Raw genomic sequence first — 21,169 nt, 5'->3', positions numbered from 1 at the left:
TAAGCGGATTAGATTATTATAATGTTCACATGCACATAAAGTCAAGTAAATAAAAAAATAAGCCTCAAAAGGCTTATTCTATAATTTAACTTAATTCTGCATCATTTAATGATTCAAGGTAACTAAATGTTTGTTGTCCAGCAATACCACCGTCACCAACTGCAGTTGTAATTTGACGCAATTCTTTCTTACGCACATCACCAACTGCGAAAATACCTGGTACATTTGTTAGCATATTTTCGTCAGTTGGAATCCAACCATAATCGTCAGTAATTCCAAGCTTTGTGAATGCTGTTGTCATTGGTTTAACACCAACATAAATGAAGACACCACTAGCAGGAATTTCAGATGTTTCACCTGTTTTATTATTCGTTACTTTAACGCCAGTTACTTTACGATCGTCACCAACAATCTCTGTGACATTAGTATCCCAAACAAAAGATATTTTATCATCCGCAAAGGCACGATCTTGTAAGATTTTTTGAGCGCGTAATTTGTCACGACGATGAATTACCGTCACTTTTGAAGCTAATTTTGATAAATAAGAACCTTCTTCGATTGCTGAATCACCGCCACCGATAACGATGACTTCACGATTTTTGAAGAAAGCACCATCACAGACTGCACAGTAAGATACACCTCGGCCACTAAAGGTATCTTCGCCTTCAGCACCCAATTTTTTGTATTCTGATCCAGTTGCGATAATTAAAGCTTTTGTTTCAAAAACATCATTATCTGTTGTGATGAGTTTAGTATCGCCTTCAATTGTAATATCGGTTACACTACCGTATGCATATTCTGCACCAAATTGTGTCGAACTTTCGTACATTTCTTTTGCTAAATCAGGGCCTAAGATTGATTTAAATCCAGGATAATTTTCAACTTCAGCCGTATTGTTCATTTGGCCACCATAAATCCCACGATCAATCATTAAAACCGATAGATTTGCACGTGATGCATAGAGTGCGGCAGTCATTCCACCGGGCCCAGCACCAATCACAACAACATCATATTTTTTTGTCATTAGTTCAACCTTCTTTCTTTTAGTAAGTAATTCAACAATACCCTATGTTACTTTTTTTGTCTATTTAATTGCTTTAACATCAAAAACAGGTCCCAAGTGAGTTGAACTTGAAACCTGCTTTACTGTAAGAATTAGGCTACTTATTTTTTGCTGTATCTTCTGCAATTAATTTTGCGCCTAAAGTCTTCAAATATTCTTTTAATTCATCTTTAACTTCTTTATGTTTCAAACCATACTCAATACTTGTTTTTAAGTAGCCAAATTTATAGCCAACATCGTATCGGGTTCCTTTAAATTCATGAGCGAAAACACGTTGCACCTTGTTCAATGCATCGATGGCATCCGTTAATTGAATTTCATTACCAGCACCTGGTTTTTGATGTTCTAAGATACCAAAAATTTCAGGTGTTAATAAGTAACGTCCAATAATAGCCAAGTCACTAGGTGCTTCTTCAGGTGTAGGTTTTTCAACAAAGTTTTTAACATTGAATAATCCAGGTTTAACTTCTAATTCAGGATTAATCACACCGTATTTTGAAACTTCTTCATGAGGGACTTTCATCACCGCTAAAGTTGAAGCATGTGTCTCATCAAAGCGATTCATGAGTTGACGCGTTAATGGTACTTTATCTTCCATTAAATCATCGCCTAACATGACAACAAAAGGTTCATCCCCAACAAAGTCTTTAGCCATTAAAACGGCATCGCCAAGACCTCGTGGATGAGATTGACGAACAAAATACAAATTAATATCCGTTGTTTCTTCAACTAATTTTAATAATTCGTCTTTATGCTTTGCAGCTAAATTCGCTTCCAGTTCTGGCACCGAATCAAAATGATCTTCAATTGGTCGCTTACCTTTACCCGTAACAATCAAAATATCTTCAATACCCGATTGACGCGCCTCTTCAACAATAAATTGAATCGTTGGTTTATCAACAATTGGGAGCATTTCTTTTGCCATCGCTTTAGTTGCTGGTAAGAAACGAGTCCCTAGTCCAGCAGCCGGAATAATGGCTTTTTTAACTTTTTGCATAGTCTAATCCCCTTTTATTCTGCTAATTCAGATTTACCTTCACGATTGATCAAAGCTTCAATCACTGATTTAATTTCTTTATTATTGTATAAAACGTCATAAATTGCATTTGTGATTGGCATATCAATTCCTTGTTGTTGTGCTAATTCATAAGCAGCCTTAGCAGTACCAACACCTTCGATAACCATACCCATATCAGCAACAACAGCATCTAATGATTTACCTTGACCTAATTGGTCTCCAGCACGCCAGTTACGTGAATGAACACTTGTAGCTGTAACGATTAAATCACCAACACCAGAAAGTCCCATAAAGGTTAATTGGTTAGCACCAAATGATGTCCCTAAACGAGCAATTTCAGCTAATCCACGTGTAATCAAAGCTGCTTTAGCGTTATCGCCATAGCCCATACCATGAAGCATACCAGCACCAACGGCGATAATATTCTTCATAGCTGCGCCCATTTCAACACCGATAACATCGTTATTTGTGTAGATTCTTAAGAATTTATTCATAAAGAGATCTTGAACAAAACTTGCAGCTTCAGGATCAGTACTTGCTGAAACAATTGTTGTTAAATCACGATTTGCAACTTCTTCAGCATGACTTGGGCCAGAGAAGACAACAACACTACCACGAATGTCAGCAGGAATTTCTTCTTCAATAACTTCTGAAATACGTTTGTGTGTGACTTGTTCTAGTCCTTTACTTGCATGAATAATAATTGGTTTGTTACCTGTTTCTTCTAAAATTGCTGCTACTTGTTTAGCAACAATACGGCTTGCTTTTGTTGGAACAACAAATAAAATAGCGTCAACTTGATCCAAAGCTTCTTTTAAATCTTCATATGCATGTAGGTCTTTAGAATAAGTGTAATCTTCCAAGTAATGCTTATTTGTATGGAACTCATTCATTTCTGCTACTTGTGCTGGAACATTTGACCAAAGTCTGATGTCATGACCATTTTCAGTTAGGATATCGGCAAGGATACTACCCCAAGAACCGGCGCCTAATACTGCTACTTTTTTTGTCATTATATAATCTCCTTCAAAATTTATTCATTCTAATCATACCAAATTTTACCTCTAATAGCATTAACTATGAGAAATTTTTATTTCAATTGTCCGTCTAAATACCATTGATTTTGCGGTTCCCAATATCTTCTCAATAATAACCAACTAATTGATCCAATAAAAATCACTAATGAGAGAAGTTGAGAAACACGAATTGTTGAAAATAACATTAAGCTATCTGTTCTCATTCCTTCGATAAAGAAACGACCAAATGAATACCAAGTTAGATATGCAAATAGTATTTCTCCACGTTTGAAAAGGTGTACTCGATGTCTCAAGGCAATTAATATTAAGAATCCAACAAAACTCCACAATGATTCGTATAGAAATGTTGGCTTATAGTAGGTGCCATTGATGTTCATTTGGTTAATAATAAATTCAGGTAAATGTAAATTTTGCAATGCCTCTAACGTCGTTTTTCCACCATGGGCTTCTTGGTTCATAAAATTACCCCAACGGCCGATTGATTGCGCAAGTAGCACAAGTGGTGCCGCTAGATCAAACATTAACCATGCTGACAAATGGCGACGCTGACAGAAAATAATCACTGTAATAATTGCGCCTATTAACCCACCATAGATAGCAATACCACCATCCCAAATTCGATAAACTTCACTGAGATGTTGAGCGTAATAAGACCACTCGAACACAACGTAATAGAGTCGCGCAGAAACAATTGAAATTGGCAACGCCCATAGAACCATATCATATATGGTATCTTCATTTATTCCTATTTTTTTGCCTTCAAGAATGGCTAAAATAACTGCTAGAATTACTGCACTCGCAATTATTACACCATACCAACGAACTTCAATAGGTCCTAATTTAACTGCGATGGGATTCAACGCACCTAATAAATAATTCAATTTACTCTCGTCCAATCCTTAATCTTTTTTTGAATTTGTTTGGATTAAGCCATTTAGATTAGCTTCAAATGCTTTAGTAGCATCATAACCCATTGTTTTTGCACGGAAGTTCATTGCTGCGACTTCAATGATAATGGCCAAATTACGTCCTGTTTTAACAGGTACAGAAATTTTTGGCACATTCACATTGAATATTTTAACAAATTCATCATTATTACCTAATCGATCAAATTGTTTATCAGGAGTCCAGTTTTCTAGATGAATAATTAGTGAAATATCAGTGTCATTACGGACAGCTCCTGCACCAAACAAGTTCATGATATCGATAATACCGATACCTCGAATTTCAAGTAAATGTTTTAAAATTGCAGGTGCCTCACCAACAAGTGTCTCCTCATCTTGTTGGAAAACATCAACACGATCATCTGCAATTAACCGATGTCCACGTCTAATTAATTCAAGCGCTGTTTCTGATTTACCAACACCAGAATCACCTGTAATCATGACCCCAAGACCATAAATATCAACTAAAACACCATGTATTGACTGGCGTTCAGCTAATTTAGCTTCCAAAAAGTTAACCATATTAGAAGATAGACGTGACGTTGTTAGTTTTGAAATTAGAACTGGAATATGTCTTTCTTTGACGATAGCTAATAATTCTAGCGGCACATCCAAATCATTTGAAACAACAAAACATGGTGTTTGTTCTGTTGCTAATTGATTCATCACATTCTGCCTATCTTCAGGAGTCAGTCCATTTGCATAAGCATGTTCTGTCATCCCAAATAATTGAATACGTTCTTTCGGATAAAAATTAAAATACCCGGTTAATTCTAGACCAGGACGTGAAATATCACTTGTTGTAATTTTTTTATCATCCAAGTATTCTTTCCCAATTAAAACAGTTAATCCCATTGCATCTACTAAATTTCTAACTGAAACTTCATTGGCCATCTTAATGCCCCCTATTGTCTATTTCTAATAAAGTAATTTGTTACGATTGTATTAGCAATACTCATCACAATTGAGATGATAAATGCCGCCCAAAAGCTCGAAAATTTAAATTCATTACCCACAAAAAATGACGTCATTTGTAACATAAATGCATTTATAATCAGATAGAAAAATCCTAAACTGAAAATAGTTACCGGCAGTGATAAAATCACTAAAAACGGTTTAACTAGCATATTTAGTACGGCCAGTACAAAACTGGCGATTAATGCAACCCAGATACTTTTAACAAATAAAGTCTCTGGAAAAAAACCAGATATTGCCAAAAACAGTATGGCATTAATTAATACGCGCTGCCAAAATCCCATGAATCTTCACCTCATCATTAATATTATTTATCGTCTGTAACTTCTACATCTTTAATAATTTTACGGCCACTCTTACTTGATGAGCTAGTCCGTTGTCCAGTACTAGATGTAAACTGCTCAAAAGAACTAGTAAATGAACGTTTTTTCCCTGGTAAGCTAATTGCTAACAAGATATAGACAAGTATAAATACGCCTTTTGTTGCGAAGATTAGCATTAAAAATAAAAATCTAACGAGTGTTGGATTCCAATTTATATATTCGGCAAGTCCAGCTGCGACACCCGCGATAATTTTATTAGTTGATTTTGTGAATTTTTTATTTGTTTTCATTTTGTAGTTCCTCCATTCAGAATAATCTATCATTATTGTACTTCTTATCGTACTCATTTTACAATTTTAACGAGCGTTATTTACTTAAATTTTAACGTTTAAATTAAAAATAACTAACAATCGCGAAATTGTTAGTTATTAAATGAGTAGTGCCTTATTCATTTTCTTTTTCTAACTCTGATTTACCAGGATTCAATTCAGTGATTCGGCCATTTTTTAAATAAACAACCCATTCACACACATTTGTAACATAATCGCCAATTCGTTCTAGATAAGTGGCAACCATCAAATAGTCAGCACTTCCCACAACTGTTTCGGGATTCGTTTTCATTTCATGGATACACTGGTCATATATTGTCGTGAAATATTCATCAACTTCAAGATCTAAATTAGCAACTTTACGAGCTTTTTCGGCATCTTTTCTAATATAAGCTGTGAGGACTTCTTCAACCATCTTACGTGCGTGGTCGCCCATAATTCCGATCTCATCTTCAATCTCCGTTACCCTAGGATTGCCTTTAACACGAATCGTTGATCTCGCAATACTTACAGCGTGATCTCCCATTCGTTCTAAATCAGAAATAGCTTTTAAAACAGTCACAATATCTCTTAAATCACTTGTAACAGGTTGATACAATGCAATCATTTCTAACGTTTGTTTTTCTAACTTCATTTCGCGTTCATTAATTTTGTAATCGCCAACGATAACTTCATGGGCCAACTCTTTATCATGATTAATGAAAGCACGGACAGATTTATGAATGGCTTCACTAACCATCATACCCATTTCGCTAAATCTAATGTGTAGCTTTTCTTGTTCTTCATCAAAAAGTAATCGCATTATTTTGTCTCCCTTTCTTAACCGAATCGACCACTAATGTAGTCATCCGTTTCTTTTTGTACAGGCTGCGTAAATAATTTTTTAGTTGGTGCAACTTCAATTAAATTACCTTCTAAAAAGAAGGCAGTTCGATCTGAAATTCGAGAAGCTTGTTGTAAATTGTGAGTCACTATTATAATAGTATATTTTTCACGCAATTCTAGCAACATATTTTCAATTTTACTACTTGAACCAGGATCCAGAGCACTTGTTGGTTCATCCAGTAAAATGACCTCAGGTTCAACCGCTAAGACTCGAGCGATACAGACACGTTGTTGCTGTCCGCCAGATAACGCAAGCGCATTTTTACCCAAATCATCCTTTACATCATCCCAGACAGCAGCCTGTTTCAAGCTTTTTTCAACAGCTTCATCAAGGATTGCTTTATCTTTAACGCCAGCTAATCGCAAACCATATACAACATTTTCGTAAATTGAAAATGGAAATGGATTAGGTTGTTGGAAAACCATCCCAACATTTTTGCGTAATCTTACGGTATCCATTTTAGGACCGTAAATATCTTCATTTTTTAATTTAACTGTACCTGTAATGGTTACACCTGGAATTAAATCATTCATGCGATTTAACGTTCTTAAATATGTTGATTTACCACAACCAGATGGACCGATTAAAGCGGTAATCCCTTTTTCATTGAAATCAAGATTAATTCCTTTGAGGGCTTCTTTCTTACCATAATACAAATGAACATCATTTGTTTCAATTATTTTAGTCATTTGGCCTTTCCCCCTTAACCGAAGTTTCCTGAAACATAATCATCCGTTAGTTTAATTGTTGGTCGCGTAAAAATAGTTGTTGTTTTATCATATTCTACCGCATTTCCTGAATGGAAAAATGCTGTGTAATCTGAAATACGTGAAGCCTGTTGCATATTGTGTGTCACAATGACAATCGTGTACTTTTCTTTCAGTTCTAAAAGTGATTCTTCAACAATTCGACTTGAAATTGGATCTAACGCACTAGCTGGTTCATCTAACAATAAGATGTCAGGTTCCATAGCAATCGCTCTAGCGATACATAAACGTTGTTGTTGTCCACCAGACAATGATAACGCACTCACATTCAAATCATCTTTAACTTGATCCCAAAGTGCAGCTTGTTTAAGTGATTTTTCAACGCGTTCTTCAAGTAACTGCTTATCTTTCATCCCATGACGTTTCAAAGCAAACGTTATATTTTCATAAATTGATTTTGAAAATGGATTAGGTCGTTGAAATACCATTCCAATATGTTTTCTCATTTCATAAATATCAACATTATCTTTATTTATATCTAAATCACGGTAAATAATTTGTCCTGTTACATCAGCAATCCCATCATTCATACGATTCAACGATCTAAGATAAGTTGATTTACCAGAACCAGATGCCCCAATTAAAGCTGTAATTTTAAACCGTTCAAATTGTAAACTAACATCTCGAATTGCTTCATTAGAACCATAATGAACATGTAAATCTTTGGTTTCTAAAGCTATCTCATGTTTATCTTCATTGAAGGTCATAATTCTAGATTTTTCAGTTTTATTTTCTACCATATTCTTTGACCCCCTAATGATCTATTTACTTGATGTAATTTTACGATAAAGTGCTTTACCACCGAATCGAGCTAAGAAATTAAATAAAAGCACTGCGATAATTAAGACGGCTGATGCGCCTGCAGAAACAGCTGATGCATCAGGCATAATACCTTCTGAATTAATTTTCCAGATATGAACAGCTAATGTTTCAGCTGGACGCATTGGATTTAACGGACTCGCAATATTAGCTGGATTCCAGTTTGTAAAATCTAGTGCTGGCGCACTTTGACCAGCAGTATAAATTAACGCAGCTGCTTCACCAAAGATACGGCCGGCACTCAATATAACACCCGTTAAAATACCAGGTACTGCATCTGGAACAATAACTCTCGTAACGGTTTCCCAACGCGATAATCCTAACGAAAAGCCAGCCTCACGTTGTGAATATGGGATAGAACGTAATGACTCTTCGATTGATCTTGTTAATAAAGGTAAATTGAAGAACGTTAAGGCTAATGCACCTGATAAAATTGAAAAACCGAAATTATATTGGACAACGAAAATCAAAAACCCAAAAAGCCCAACAACAACTGAAGGTAATGAACTTAAAATTTCAACAGACGTTCTAATAACCGTCGTCACCCAATTATTTTTAGCGTATTCTGATAACCAAATACCCGCTCCCAATGAAATAGGGAAAGAAATCAATAATGTTAATAATAATAGATAGAAGGAATTAAACAATTGGATTCCTACTCCACCACCACTTGAAAATGATTTTGCGGGTGATGTTAAGAAATGCCAGCTGATATGTGGCACACCTCTAACCAATATATAGCCAAGTAAGGCCGCTAAAACAAGAACGACGAATCCGGCAATACCATATAAAATACTTGTTGCGATTTTATCTACTTTTTTAGGATTCATTATTTAAGCGCCCCTCTCTTACCAATTACTCTAACAACCATGTTAAAGAATAATGACATTAATAATAGAATTAAAGCAAGTGACCATAGCGCATTATTTTCTAATGAGCCCATGACAGTATTTCCAATTCCCATCGTCAAAATACTTGTTAAAGTTGATGATGGTGTAATTAAACTTGATGGCATCAATGATGCATTACCAATAACCATTTGAACGGCTAAGGCTTCACCAAAAGCTCGTGCCATACCAAAAACAACCGCTGTCATGATACCTGGTGTTGCTGCTCTTAGAATAACTTTATAAATTGTTTGCCAACGTGTTGCACCTAAGGCCAGTGAGGCTTCCCGGTAATAACGTGGGACAGATTTTAAAGTATCAACAGTCATTGACGTAACGGTTGGTAGAATCATAACAAATAACACAAATGTCCCAGATAAAATACCAAACCCTGTTCCACCAAAAATACTTCGAACAAATGGGACCACAACTGAAAGACCAATAAATCCATAAACAACTGAAGGAATACCAACTAATAATTCAGTTACCGGTTGTAAAATTCGGCTACCCGTATTTGGTGAAATTTCAACCATGAAAATAGCTGTTCCAATAGCGAAAGGTGTTGCAATTAATGCTGATAAAAAAGTGACAAAGAATGATCCAGAAATCATTGGTAAAGCCCCAACTTCTGGCTTACCTGCTTTATCAAGCGTTCCAGGGTTCCAACTCTTTCCTAATAAAAAATCTTTAATTGATACTTTATCAGTAAAGAACGTTGCTAATCCTTTTGAAGCAACGAAATAAAAGATAGCAAGAACAATAGCGACGATTAGTCCAATACAGAAATAAGTAATTATTTTACCGCGCATCTCTAGTTTAGATGCTTTTGATTTTTTGAGTAAACTTTCACGAATCGGATCCATAACTACATCCCCTTCTTAATTGGTGTTATTTTACCTTCAACCGAACGACTCACTTGCATCTGTGTTGTTGGAATATAACCTAATTTACTAACAACCTGTTTTTGAATTTTATTTGACATCATATAAGTTAAAAATTGTTTTGTTAATCCCGTGGGTTCACCATTCGTATACATATGTTCGTATGACCAGATTTTCCATTTATTTGAGGCAACATTACTTTCAGTTGGTTTAACTTTATCAACAGAAAGTACATCGACCGTTTTATCAACGTATGAGAAAGCCATATAACTTATTGCACCAGGTGTCGATCCGACAATTTGTCGAACCATTCCCGTTGAATCTTGTTCCTGTGCATCTTTACTTTGCTTACCTTCTAATCCCCATTTTTCAAATGTTAATCGTGTTCCCGAACCAGATGCACGATTTAAAAGGACAATTGGTAAATCATTGCCACCTAGTTGCTTCCAATTTGTTAATTTACCAGTAAAAATATCTATAAGTTGTTTTTTTGAGACGTTTTTAACGCCCACACCATTATTCACAACTGGCGTAATTCCAACAACGGCAACTTGATGGTCTACAAGTTTACTTGCCTTAATGCCTGATTTTTCTTCAGCAAAAACATCTGAGTTACCAATGCTAACGGCTTTTTCTTGAACTTGACTCAATCCTGTTCCGGATCCGCCACCTTGAACATTAACAAAGACGCCAACATTTTCAGTCCCGTATTCTTCACCAGCTGCCTCAACTAAAGGTTGTAAAGCTGTAGATCCAACAATTGTAATCGATTTTCCTGAATTTGATTGTGTCTCACATCCCGTTAAAGTTAATAACATGATGGATAAAATTCCACCAATCATTACTAAAGATCCCTTTTTCATAGTAACTTCCTCCATAAATATCGATATTTAACTTATACATTAAGTTTATATTTTTAATGTAAAGGTCCTGTGGGGGTATTGTAAAGATTGTGTAAAGGTTACAACAAAAAAAGCCATAACATGACGTTATGACTTCAATCGTTATTTTAATTCTGGAGCATCAGTTTTGAATAAACTTTCGGTAGATACCCCACCGTGTTGTTCAATTAAACTGGTTTTTTCTTTCTCTTGTGCTTTTTTCAAAGTTTCAAGAGCGTCACTTTTCTTGTAATTATAGTCAGATTTATTTACTTTAGTGAAATTACTTGGTGCGTAGAATCTTAATAGATCACCCGTAATAACTTCATCTGATAATGATAATGACGTTGTAACATGTTTTAATTCTTTGTTATAAACTTTTTGTTGTGCTGCCGTTAGTTTTTCGATTTCTTTACCAGTCTTAGTGTTATACGTGGTATTTCCAACTTTTGTAAAGGTTGGTGAAACGAAATCACCATTTCTAAAGGCAACCGTTTGGTTACGATTTTTCGATAATAAATCATTACCAAATTGAACCGTATCGGTATTCTTAACGCCTAATAGATCAAGTAAAGTTGGTAGCACATCAATTTCACCACCATAAGTATGATTAATACCGCCCTTAAGGCCATTCATATGAATCATAAATGGTACCTTTTGGAACATCGTTAAATCATAACTTGTTACTTTGTCTTTACCTAAAAGCTGTGCAATAGCTTTCGGATGATTATTAGAGATACCATAGTGATCACCATACATCACAATCATACTGTCCTTATACAAGCCACTCTTCTTCAAGTAACTAACGAATTCTCCGAATGATTGATCAAGATATTTAGATGTTTGAACATAACCATCAACCGTACTATCGTCTGTATCCGTCTTTTTGATTGACGTATTCGCACTATCTAAATCATATGGATAATGGTTAGTTAGTGTGATGAGTTTAGCATAAAAAGGTTGGGGTAATTGTTCAATATACTTAACCGATTGCTTCAAGAAAATCTTATCTTTCATCCCATAACCAACTTTATAGTTAGCTTTGACATCATAATAAGGTTCACTGAAGAAATACTGGTAACCAAATGATTTATAAGTATTATTACGATTCCAGAAACTACCCACGTCACCATGGAAAGCTGCTGTAGAGTAGCCTTTTTGATCAAGAATAGCGGGTGCTGCTTGGAATGTATTTTGTGTGCCATAAGTCGTCATCGCTGAACCAGATGGTAACCCATAAAGGGATGCTTCCAACATCATTTCAGCATCAGACGTTTTACCTTGTCCAACTTGATTAAAGAAATTATCAAATGATAATGTATTTTGATCATGATAATATTTATTAATGTTAGGCGTAACTTGTTGCCCATCCCATTTATAATCGATCATGAACTGTTGGAAACTTTCTAGATGAATCACAAAAACATTTTTACCCTTCGCTTTTCCATAATACTTTATATTTGAATTAGAACGATTTTTATCCAAATACTTTAGAACTTTATCCATATCTTTAGCAGTGGCATTTTTACGTGTCGCACTTTCTTTTTGCGTTTGATAAACATTATATCCCGCATAGAAATTCAAGCCTAAATATTTAACAATATAGTTATTATCAAAAGTTCTTGTCAATAATTGAGAACGATCCTTTTCAGCTAAACCTAAGTTCCCTAAAGCTAAAAGTACAGATGCAATAGTCAGGATAAAAGCATAACGCTTTTTAATTGGGTTATAGTCAATTTTGACTAATTTAAAGACAAGAATCAAAATTAAAATAATAATATCGATATAAACAAAGAAATCAGTTGGTCGTAAAATACCGGCAATTCCCTTGTCTAGATTATTAGCTACTGAACCTGAATTTTTGATAATTCCTAGTGAAAGAAAATCTGAAAACTCACGATAATAAACCATATTTGCAAAAAGCCATGATGTTTGAATAAAATCAACAATCAGCAAAATCCAATATGATTTTTTACCCTTAAAGTAGATTGCAATTCCAAATAATAATAACGCTGTTGGTATTGGATTAATATAAAGTAAAAATTGTTGCATGCTACCTGTTGCACCTAATGTAAATTTGGTTTCATAAGCAACAACTGTTTTGGCCCAAAATAAAACGAGCGTCAAGAGGAGGAATCCCCATCTTGAGCTCAATTTATCCTGAACATATTTTAAAGTTGACCGCATCTTAGTGCCTCCATTTTTTAAGATCAGTTTTCGAGAACACGAAAATGTCTTTCAATCTATGTTTCAGTTATTGATTAACTAAATAGTAAGTCGTAAACTTCCATTGCAATTAAATCAATATCATCGAAAGGAAATTTAGTATGGTTACTTAAATCTTCTAACGTATATGCTTTCATATCTGGATCATATTCAACGATTCCCTTTTCAACACCTTCACGTTCGAAGTGTCTTGTTTGGATTTCGCCGTTATCTTCTTTTTGCATAGCCTCTAAGCGACTAATGATTGCTACTAACTGAGAATTTTTCATAGTTGTTCCCCTTTCAATATCATAGTTAATAATACCAAATTTTCTATACATTTACACCTGATTAAGCAGATTATAATCGTTTCTTAACTTGTTTTTATGCTAAACTGTTAGTTATTAGACTTGGAGGCATAAAAATGAGCTTATTTAGAAAAGATTTGAACGATCAAGTATTTAAAATAGAGGTCTCAGATATTCGTCAATTTGATGATGAAGTGAGCCAAATTCCTGATATGATTAAATTAACAATGGGTGAACCAGATTTTAATACACCCGATCATGTTAAAGCAGCTGCCATCGAAGCCATTCATGAAAATTACTCACATTATATGGGTATGGCTGGTGATATTGAGTTACGTGAAGCTGCCAGTGAATTTTTTAATGAAAAATATGACGTTACTTATGATGCACAATCTGAAATTCTAGTTACAGTTGGTGCAACTGAAGCCATCGCAACTGCCTTACAGACTATCTTCAACCCCGGCGATGCCGTTCTTGTCCCAACGCCACTCTACCCTGGCTATATGCCACTGATTACTTTAAATCGGGTTAAACCAATTTTTATCAACACACGTGATAATAACTTTAGATTAACACCTGAGATGATTAATCAAGCTGTTAAAGATAATCCAAATGAAAATATTAAAGGTATTATCCTAATTAATCCAAGTAATCCAACTGGTATTTCTTGGACCGAAGATGAAGTTATTGCGATAACTGATGAAATTAGAAAGCAAAAATTATGGGCAATTAGTGATGAAATTTATAGTGAATTAACTTATGATCATGAACATGTCTCAATTGCAAAATATATCCGTGACCAAACTGTCCTAATTAATGGTTTATCAAAATCGCATGCCATGACTGGCTGGCGCATTGGATTCTTGCTTGCTCCCAAAGCGATGACTGATGAATTAAAAAAAGTTCATCAATACTTAGTAACCTCTGCAACAAGTGTTTCTCAACGTGCTGGAATTGCTGCCTTACGTGACGGTAAAGACGATGGTCGCATAATGAATGTTGAATATAAAAAACGCCGTGATTTCGTTATGGCTGAAATGAAAAAAATGCATTTTGAAATGGCACAACCTAGTGGCGCTTTTTATATTTTCGCAAAAATTCCTGCAGGATATAACCAAGATTCTATGGCATTCTGTAAAGAACTAGCTTTTAATAATAAACTTGCCTTAATTCCAGGAACTGCTTTTGGTGATTCTGGTCAAGGTTACGTTCGCTTAAGTTACGCTTCTAGTATGGAGAATTTAGTGCTTGGGATGGAACGTTTGAATGACTACATGACACAAAATAAATAAAAATACGGCGTTATTTCTTTATACTTACTTTTTGTAAGCATATATTTAGGCTAATTATATTTCCTCTGATATTATATTCAAATAAATAAAGGAGGAATTCAAATGGTACAAGCAATTACAGATGAAAATTTCAAAACAGTTACAGATTCAGGTATAACATTGACGGATTTTTGGGCAACATGGTGTGGCCCTTGCAAAATGCAATCACCAGCAATTGAGGAATTAGAACAAGAAATAGGTGACAAGGTTAAATTTGCTAAAATGGATGTTGACCAAAATCCTAAAACAGCTGACGATTTTGGTATCATGGGAATTCCCACATTAATGATTAAAAAAGATGGCGAAGTTGTTGATACACTCGTCGGTTATCATTCAAAAGAGCAAGTTAAAGACGCTTTATCACAATATATTTAACGATTTTGAAAAGCTAACTAATAAAAGCATTGTCATTTGACAGTGCTTTTTTGTCGTTATTTTGAATAGTAATAAACTGATTAGCGATTTTAGTATTGCTTAAAGAAACACGTTCTTCTCCTTATAAAACACAAAAAAAACCATTGCCAATAATAGAAAATCTATCATCAGCAATGGTTACTATCATATTTCATTTATTTAATCTTCAATTCCAACTTCTTCTACCTTATCTGGTTTAACAACTAAAGCAAACATTCCCGCAAATAGTCCAACATAGTAAGTTAAAATACGCCATAACAACATGGCTAAAATCAATTTACTGTGACTGGTCATGAAACTAGAAAAGACAATCGCGAAGCTATATTCTGCACCACCAGTTCCCCCCGGAATTGGGAAAAGTGAAATTACCATGACAATAAGCACATGAAGTGCTGTAATCATAATCACATTCACTGATGTGTATCCCAATGACAACATAATAAAGTATGGAATTAAATAGTAAAACGCGAGTTGGAAGAATGTTAATACAAAAACGTGAAAAATCATTTTCTTTTCATTCTTCATACGTAAACTCTCTTTATGGAAGTTTTCAATTTTTGAATAAATACTTGTATTCCAGCGATCAAAACGATCCCCTTTAACGAATAACTTAACAACTAGCATACAAACATACACTAATTTTTTAGTGAATCCATACCAATACATGATCATTAACAAAGCAGTAATCACAGCTAAATGAATCACAAATCCAAAAATCACGAATACCATTAGATAATTAACTTTATCTTGAATGTATTGAAACCCAATTAGTAAACAAACAATAAAATTAATAACAATCATTGCCTGGTAAACGACAAATTTCATTAATAAAATGGAACTTGCACGACCAGCGTCCACACCTGACTGAGCCATCGCAAACAATTGTGCAGGTTGTCCACCTGTTGAAAAAGGTGTGATTCCATTAAATAATTGTTCAATCAGTGGAATACGAATTGCATTCTTAAATGTAAATTTTTTATGTTGCCCTATCATGAACCGTTGAACAACAAATGCTTCAATGACAAAGTACATACAGATACAAAATACTGCTACTAATAACCACCATATATTAATATTAACTAAAGCTTTAACGAGCGACTGAATTGATACATTTTTTAAAGAATAAGCGAATATCCCCATCCCAATTATAACCATTAACGTCAATAAACCTATGTTTTTTCGAGTCATCTTTTAGCCCTCTTTGCTCTGGTCCAAGTAAAATTGATGCCAAATTTCAGCCAATCTATCCTCAGAATAGTATGCTGATGCCTGATCTGCTTTGTCATGCAAAACTGATAACGCATTGGGATCTTCTTTTAATTTTCTCAATTTAATTTGCATACCATTAACATCTGTCGCGGCATCATAATAGCCCTCAATAACCGCTTTATAAAGATCTAAATCGCGCAATAATACAGGTGTCCCACAACTAAATGCTTCTAATACTGACATTGGAAACAATTCATTGAAAGATGGCAGTAAGAAAAGGTTAGCAATATTGTAATAATTTACTAGAGCTTCTCGATCAATAATCCCAGTAAACGTTAAATTACTAGGCGGATTATCAACTACTTTTTTTAATTCAGCATAACCGTCAGTTAACTTACCAAATGAAAAGCCACCGGCCCAAATAAATTGGATATCAGGATTTTGCTTAGCTAACTTAATAAAATCGGGCACACCTTTTCTTTCTTGAACTTGACCATCACCAAAAACAACAAATTTATCGGCTGGAATACCTAACGCATCTCTAAAAGCTTGTTTTTCTTCCACGGTTTTTTCATAAAAAACTTTTTTTGAAACAAAATTAGGAATATACGTGACGCGTTCTTTTGGAATCTTAAACGCTTCAAGTTTTGGAATAAAACTTGGATTAACCACGACAATATGATCCATTCGTTTATAAAAAGCAATTACATACCAATAAAAAATGGCTTTAAAAGGTTGTGGAATTTTAACACTTCCCTCAAGTGTTTCTGGTAAAAAATGGACATAGCCAATTTTTTTACCTCTACCTGGCATAAAAGTCGAAAGGTAATAAGGAAAATTGATGGTATGGTAATGACTAATATCTGAGCGACTATATTTATTCACACTAATTTTGAATTCAGTTGGAAAGCGTTCTTTGAGCAACTTCATCATTTCGGTATATGCGCTACCGACCCCTTGTCCTTTAACCGAATTGGCCGCAGAAAACATGTTAATTAATAGCATGGTTGAAACTCCTTTGAAAATAAATTCGTTTATAGATGACTGATTTCGTCATCCTCTTCTTCTATTTCAACATAATGAATTTGAGCATCTTGGTAAAATTCAGCAACTTTTGATCCAAATGTTGCCGCTGAAATTTCTTTTAACTTTTCTAATCTTGGCTCTGGATCAACTTCTTCATGACATCTATTTAAGTAATCAATAATATCAGTCACCATTTCAGTTTCAGATGAAAAAGTTTTACCAACTTCTGGTTTTTCCATTAACTCGTCAGTATATTTACCCGTTTTAGCAATAACCGGTGTTCCAGCAGCTAAAGCTTCGATAAACGTCAATCCTTGAGATTCTGTTACTGATGCAGACACAAATAAATCTGCTAACTGATAAAAATGGAATACCTCATCATTATCAACTTCACCAATAAATCTGACGTTGTCCTTTAAATTTAAACTTTCTGTTTGCTCTTCAAGGGTTTCACGTGCCGGACCATCCCCTACAATCAAGAGTAAAACATTCGGTACTTTTTTAATTATCGCTGGCATACCATCAATAATTTCTTGTGTATTCTTTTCAAATGCCAATCGACTTAACGCAAGCATGACTGGTTGATCTTCAGAAATGTCTAATTTAGAACGATAATCTTCTGTTTCAATTTGTTCAAATTGAGAAATGTCTACCCCTGTAGGGATAACTCGTATTTCTGATTTCACACCATACTTCTGTAGCAACGTCTGAACGCGTGTACTTGGTGCGATAATCCCGCTCATATGGAATGCAAATGTTTTTGTCATTTGCTTAACATGGTATGGTTTCAATAACTTACCATTGGCAATGTAATGTAAATAATCTTCATACATTGTATGATAGGTATGTAAACAAGGAACTTTTAAATTTCTTGCAACAAATTTACCAATCCAGCCCATAGAAAATTCAGTCTGTGTATGAATAACGTCTAAATTTAGTTCTTTTGCCACTTGGTAAGCTTGAAATAAGCCTCTAACAGCAATTCTTCTATCTGTAAAAGAAACAAATGGAATACTAGAGAATCTAAAAATATTACGTTCATATACTGTCTTATCAACATGTGGGTCAGTCGTCGTAAAGATATAGACGGTATGTCCCTCTTTTTCGAGCTCGTTTCTTAGTGTTTTTATTGAAGTCGCCACACCGCTCACTTGTGGAAAATATGTATCTGTAAAAATTCCAATATTCACGATAAGGTCCCCTTGTCTATTCTAATATAATAGTTTTAATTATATTGGTTTCTCACCCGTTATGCAATAAAAGTAGACTATTCTCATCTATTCCCAATTAAACACAAAAAAACTGATAATCGAAATTACCAGTTTTTTTGTGTTTAATTTATTTCATGTAAGATTCAACTAATGCAATAACTTCTTCATTAGTTTCACAGTCAGAAACAGCTTTATCAGCTAATTCCTTCATTTTTGTTGTATCTAATTTTTTCATTAAACTACGTGTTTTAAGAATTGACGAAGCACTCATTGAGAATTCATCAAGTCCCATTCCAGCTAAAATAGGTACGGCAATTTGATCGCCGGCCATTTCGCCACACATACCTGCCCACTTACCTTCTTTATGAGCCGAATCAATTACCATTTTAATCAAACGTAAAATTGATGGGTTATAAGGTTGGTAAAGGTATGACACTTGTTCATTACCTCGATCAGCAGCCATTGAATATTGAATTAAATCATTTGTACCAATACTAAAGAAATCAGCATACTTAGCCAAATGATCACCGTTCATAACAGCAGCAGGAATTTCCATCATCATACCGACTTCAAGTTTATCTGCTACTGGTACACCAGCGTCAATTAACTTAGTACGTTCTTCAGTATAGATAGCTTTTGCTGATTTAAATTCATCAACAGTTGCAATCATAGGGAACATAATTGCTAATTGTCCATAATGAGAAGCTCTAAGTAGAGCACGAAGTTGTGTTCTGAAAATATCTTGACGATCCAAACTAATACGGATTGCGCGATATCCTAAGAACGGATTCATTTCCTCTGGTAATGGCAAGTAAGGTAATTCCTTATCGCCTCCAATATCCATTGTTCTTACAACTACTTGTTTACCATTCATACCTTCAACTGCAGCTTTATAAGCTTTAAATTGATCATCTTCTGAAGGTAATTCACTAGCATCCATGTATAAGAATTCTGAACGGAATAAACCAACTGCTTCAGCACCATTATCTACTGCACCCTCAACATCCTTAGGTGTACCGATATTAGCAGCTAAATCAAAATGTACGCCATCAGCAGTAACTGTTTTAGCGTCTTTTAGTTCTTCCCATTCAGCTTTTTGATCAGAAAAAGCTTTTGCTTTTGCTTCATATGTTGAAATTTCTTCAGCAGTAGGATTGATAATTCCGTCACCATTGATACCATCAACAATAACCATATCACCTTCTGAGATTGCAGTCGTTGGATCACCAGCGCCTACAACAGCAGGAATTTCAAGCGTACGAGACATAATAGCAGAATGAGAAGTACGTCCACCAACATCAGTAATAAATCCTTTAACAAATTTACGATTTAATTGGGCTGTATCCGATGGTGTTAAATCATGTGCAACGACCACAACTTCTTGATCGATAAGAGCAGGATTAGGAATTGTAACTCCTAATAAATGACTCATTACACGTTTCGTAACATCACGAATATCGCCTGCACGTTCTTGCATATAAGCATTATCAGTCATATCTTCAAACATTGAAATGAACATATCTGTGACATCCTTCAATGCTGCTTCAGCGTTGACCTTATCATTTTTGATTTTATCGCCAATGTTGCCCATAAGTTCAGGATCTGAAAGGATTGTCAAATGAGCTTCAAAAACCTCGGCTTCTTCTGCGCCGAGGTTTTCTGCAGCTTTTTGTTTGATTAGTTTCAAATCTTCACTTGATGCTGCAACAGCAGCATCAAGGCGTTTGATTTCTGACTCTGGATCTTCAATGCTTACTTGCGAGAATGACAAATCGGGTTGAACTAACATATATGCTTTAGCAATGGCAATACCATCACTAGCAGCAATCCCTTTTAGCATTTTCGACATTATTCAGCAAGTCCTTCTTTCGTCATTGTTTCTGTAATAGCTGCGATTGCATCTGTTTCGTCAGCGCCATCAGCAGTGATTGTTACATCAGCATTTTGACCAACGCCTAATGACATAACGCCCATGATTGATTTCAAGTTTACTGATTTTTCTCCGTAAACCAAAGCAACGTCAGCAGTAAATTTGCTTGCTGCTTGTACCAATAATGTAGCTGGACGCGCGTGGATACCTGTTTCTGCGATTACGTGAAAGTCTTTCTTTTCCATAATTAATTATCTCCTTGATGTTCTATATTTTTTTATTTTAGAAAAATGCATAACCCACTAACAAAAGCAAAGAACACGTTTTCATTAATAAATTAAACACATTAGTCTTTAGAGACAAATAATACCATTATTTAAAAAATGATACAAGTCTTTAGTTTTTCAAACTAACATATTTGTAAATAATTTGACCTTCTCTTTGCGCATTACCAACGATTGCCTTACGTAATTTTTCTTTTTGCCAAACAAGTTGAAACGCCATAAATTCATCTGGGTTGATTGTTATTGTCTCTATTTCACCAGCAATCAATGCATCAATTTTTGCTTTATAATCTTCGCTCATTTTCAAACCTCTTTTCACTAAAATCTACTATACTAAATTCATTATAGATTAGCCTCCATAAAATGTAAAAAAGGAGTTCTAATTGCTTGCAGAATTTTTCCATATTTTGTATACTATTCATCGAAGGTCAAAGATGGTCAACATGTTTTTGATCTTAGATAAACTAAACTATACGAACGAAATATGAAAGGTTGTGACAC

The 21,169-nt window shown here is 34.7% G+C and carries 23 protein-coding genes; 2 read left to right on the top strand and 21 right to left on the bottom strand.

Annotation, left to right across the window (positions count from 1 at the left end; translation table 11 throughout):
- Nucleotides 1–85: 85 nt before the first annotated feature.
- The 15 genes from trxB to AC1RO3_RS04585 all read right to left on the bottom strand — a co-directional run bounded on the left by trxB (nucleotide 86) and on the right by AC1RO3_RS04585 (nucleotide 13,305).
- Complete coding sequence (gene trxB, locus AC1RO3_RS04655; protein WP_481761487.1) at nucleotides 86–1,024, bottom strand: thioredoxin-disulfide reductase; 939 nt, start codon at nucleotides 1,022–1,024, stop codon at nucleotides 86–88.
- Between the two features lie 136 nt (nucleotides 1,025–1,160).
- Nucleotides 1,161–2,060 (bottom strand): UTP--glucose-1-phosphate uridylyltransferase GalU, encoded by a 900-nt coding sequence (galU, locus tag AC1RO3_RS04650; protein WP_409022179.1) that lies wholly within the window; start codon nucleotides 2,058–2,060, stop codon nucleotides 1,161–1,163.
- A gap of 14 nt (nucleotides 2,061–2,074) precedes the next feature.
- Complete coding sequence (locus AC1RO3_RS04645) at nucleotides 2,075–3,094, bottom strand: NAD(P)H-dependent glycerol-3-phosphate dehydrogenase (protein WP_481761488.1); 1,020 nt, start codon at nucleotides 3,092–3,094, stop codon at nucleotides 2,075–2,077.
- 77 nt (nucleotides 3,095–3,171) lie between these two features.
- A complete protein-coding gene (lgt, locus tag AC1RO3_RS04640) occupies nucleotides 3,172–3,999 on the bottom strand; it encodes a prolipoprotein diacylglyceryl transferase (RefSeq protein ID WP_481761489.1) in 828 nt (275 codons plus the stop codon).
- An 18-nt stretch (nucleotides 4,000–4,017) separates the two neighbouring features.
- Entirely contained in the window at nucleotides 4,018–4,956 is a 939-nt protein-coding gene (gene hprK / locus AC1RO3_RS04635; RefSeq protein WP_481761490.1) for an HPr(Ser) kinase/phosphatase, read from the bottom strand.
- 11 nt (nucleotides 4,957–4,967) lie between these two features.
- On the bottom strand, nucleotides 4,968–5,321 hold the full coding sequence (locus AC1RO3_RS04630; RefSeq protein WP_481761491.1) for a phage holin family protein: 354 nt from the start codon (nucleotides 5,319–5,321) through the stop codon (nucleotides 4,968–4,970).
- Nucleotides 5,322–5,344: 23 nt separating this feature from the next.
- A complete protein-coding gene (locus AC1RO3_RS04625) occupies nucleotides 5,345–5,650 on the bottom strand; it encodes a PspC domain-containing protein (RefSeq protein WP_409022174.1) in 306 nt (101 codons plus the stop codon).
- Nucleotides 5,651–5,804: 154 nt separating this feature from the next.
- Nucleotides 5,805–6,491, bottom strand: coding sequence for a phosphate signaling complex protein PhoU (phoU, locus tag AC1RO3_RS04620; RefSeq protein WP_481761492.1), 687 nt, complete (start codon nucleotides 6,489–6,491; stop codon nucleotides 5,805–5,807).
- Nucleotides 6,492–6,508: 17 nt separating this feature from the next.
- Nucleotides 6,509–7,264: a phosphate ABC transporter ATP-binding protein PstB gene (pstB, locus tag AC1RO3_RS04615; RefSeq protein ID WP_409022172.1), complete on the bottom strand. Its 756-nt coding sequence runs from the start codon at nucleotides 7,262–7,264 to the stop codon at nucleotides 6,509–6,511.
- A gap of 14 nt (nucleotides 7,265–7,278) precedes the next feature.
- Nucleotides 7,279–8,082 (bottom strand): phosphate ABC transporter ATP-binding protein PstB, encoded by an 804-nt coding sequence (gene pstB / locus AC1RO3_RS04610; RefSeq protein WP_481761493.1) that lies wholly within the window; start codon nucleotides 8,080–8,082, stop codon nucleotides 7,279–7,281.
- Nucleotides 8,083–8,103: 21 nt separating this feature from the next.
- Nucleotides 8,104–8,991, bottom strand: coding sequence for a phosphate ABC transporter permease PstA (gene pstA, locus AC1RO3_RS04605; RefSeq protein ID WP_481761494.1), 888 nt, complete (start codon nucleotides 8,989–8,991; stop codon nucleotides 8,104–8,106).
- Nucleotides 8,991–9,911: a phosphate ABC transporter permease subunit PstC gene (gene pstC, locus AC1RO3_RS04600; RefSeq protein ID WP_409022169.1), complete on the bottom strand. Its 921-nt coding sequence runs from the start codon at nucleotides 9,909–9,911 to the stop codon at nucleotides 8,991–8,993. Before pstC ends, pstA begins: the two co-directional genes overlap by 1 nt.
- A gap of 2 nt (nucleotides 9,912–9,913) precedes the next feature.
- The gene (locus tag AC1RO3_RS04595) at nucleotides 9,914–10,792 is read right to left on the bottom strand and encodes a phosphate ABC transporter substrate-binding protein PstS family protein (RefSeq protein ID WP_481761495.1); all 879 of its coding nucleotides are present in this window, start codon (nucleotides 10,790–10,792) and stop codon (nucleotides 9,914–9,916) included.
- A 141-nt stretch (nucleotides 10,793–10,933) separates the two neighbouring features.
- A complete protein-coding gene (locus tag AC1RO3_RS04590; RefSeq protein ID WP_481761496.1) occupies nucleotides 10,934–12,997 on the bottom strand; it encodes an LTA synthase family protein in 2,064 nt (687 codons plus the stop codon).
- A 74-nt stretch (nucleotides 12,998–13,071) separates the two neighbouring features.
- Nucleotides 13,072–13,305, bottom strand: a complete 234-nt coding sequence (locus AC1RO3_RS04585; RefSeq protein WP_409022166.1) for a YkuJ family protein — start codon at nucleotides 13,303–13,305, stop codon at nucleotides 13,072–13,074.
- Between the two features lie 134 nt (nucleotides 13,306–13,439).
- On the opposite strand from AC1RO3_RS04585, the gene AC1RO3_RS04580 reads away from it, so the two are divergent.
- Nucleotides 13,440–14,615, top strand: coding sequence for a pyridoxal phosphate-dependent aminotransferase (locus AC1RO3_RS04580; RefSeq protein ID WP_481761497.1), 1,176 nt, complete (start codon nucleotides 13,440–13,442; stop codon nucleotides 14,613–14,615).
- A 102-nt stretch (nucleotides 14,616–14,717) separates the two neighbouring features.
- Nucleotides 14,718–15,029, top strand: coding sequence for a thioredoxin (gene trxA, locus AC1RO3_RS04575; protein ID WP_481761498.1), 312 nt, complete (start codon nucleotides 14,718–14,720; stop codon nucleotides 15,027–15,029).
- Nucleotides 15,030–15,227: 198 nt separating this feature from the next.
- Here the strand turns inward: trxA and AC1RO3_RS04570 are convergent, their stop codons facing one another.
- The 6 genes from AC1RO3_RS04570 to AC1RO3_RS04545 form a co-directional block, all read right to left on the bottom strand.
- Entirely contained in the window at nucleotides 15,228–16,256 is a 1,029-nt protein-coding gene (locus AC1RO3_RS04570) for a lysylphosphatidylglycerol synthase transmembrane domain-containing protein (RefSeq protein WP_481761499.1), read from the bottom strand.
- Nucleotides 16,257–16,259: 3 nt separating this feature from the next.
- Nucleotides 16,260–17,282 carry a glycosyltransferase family 4 protein gene (locus tag AC1RO3_RS04565; protein ID WP_481761500.1) on the bottom strand — a complete coding sequence of 341 codons (1,023 nt, stop codon included), beginning with the start codon at nucleotides 17,280–17,282 and terminating at the stop codon, nucleotides 16,260–16,262.
- A gap of 29 nt (nucleotides 17,283–17,311) precedes the next feature.
- The gene (locus tag AC1RO3_RS04560) at nucleotides 17,312–18,493 is read right to left on the bottom strand and encodes a glycosyltransferase family 4 protein (RefSeq protein ID WP_481761501.1); all 1,182 of its coding nucleotides are present in this window, start codon (nucleotides 18,491–18,493) and stop codon (nucleotides 17,312–17,314) included.
- A gap of 148 nt (nucleotides 18,494–18,641) precedes the next feature.
- The gene (gene ptsP / locus AC1RO3_RS04555; RefSeq protein WP_481761502.1) at nucleotides 18,642–20,363 is read right to left on the bottom strand and encodes a phosphoenolpyruvate--protein phosphotransferase; all 1,722 of its coding nucleotides are present in this window, start codon (nucleotides 20,361–20,363) and stop codon (nucleotides 18,642–18,644) included.
- On the bottom strand, nucleotides 20,363–20,629 hold the full coding sequence (locus AC1RO3_RS04550; protein WP_409022159.1) for a phosphocarrier protein HPr: 267 nt from the start codon (nucleotides 20,627–20,629) through the stop codon (nucleotides 20,363–20,365). Before AC1RO3_RS04550 ends, ptsP begins: the two co-directional genes overlap by 1 nt.
- 151 nt (nucleotides 20,630–20,780) lie before the next feature.
- Nucleotides 20,781–20,969: a hypothetical protein gene (locus AC1RO3_RS04545; protein WP_057973672.1), complete on the bottom strand. Its 189-nt coding sequence runs from the start codon at nucleotides 20,967–20,969 to the stop codon at nucleotides 20,781–20,783.
- Between the last annotated feature and the right edge of the window lie 200 nt (nucleotides 20,970–21,169).

The organism is Dellaglioa sp. CoH-57-MRSF-19 (assembly GCF_056781975.1).
This window is presented reverse-complemented; position numbering and strand designations above follow the sequence as displayed.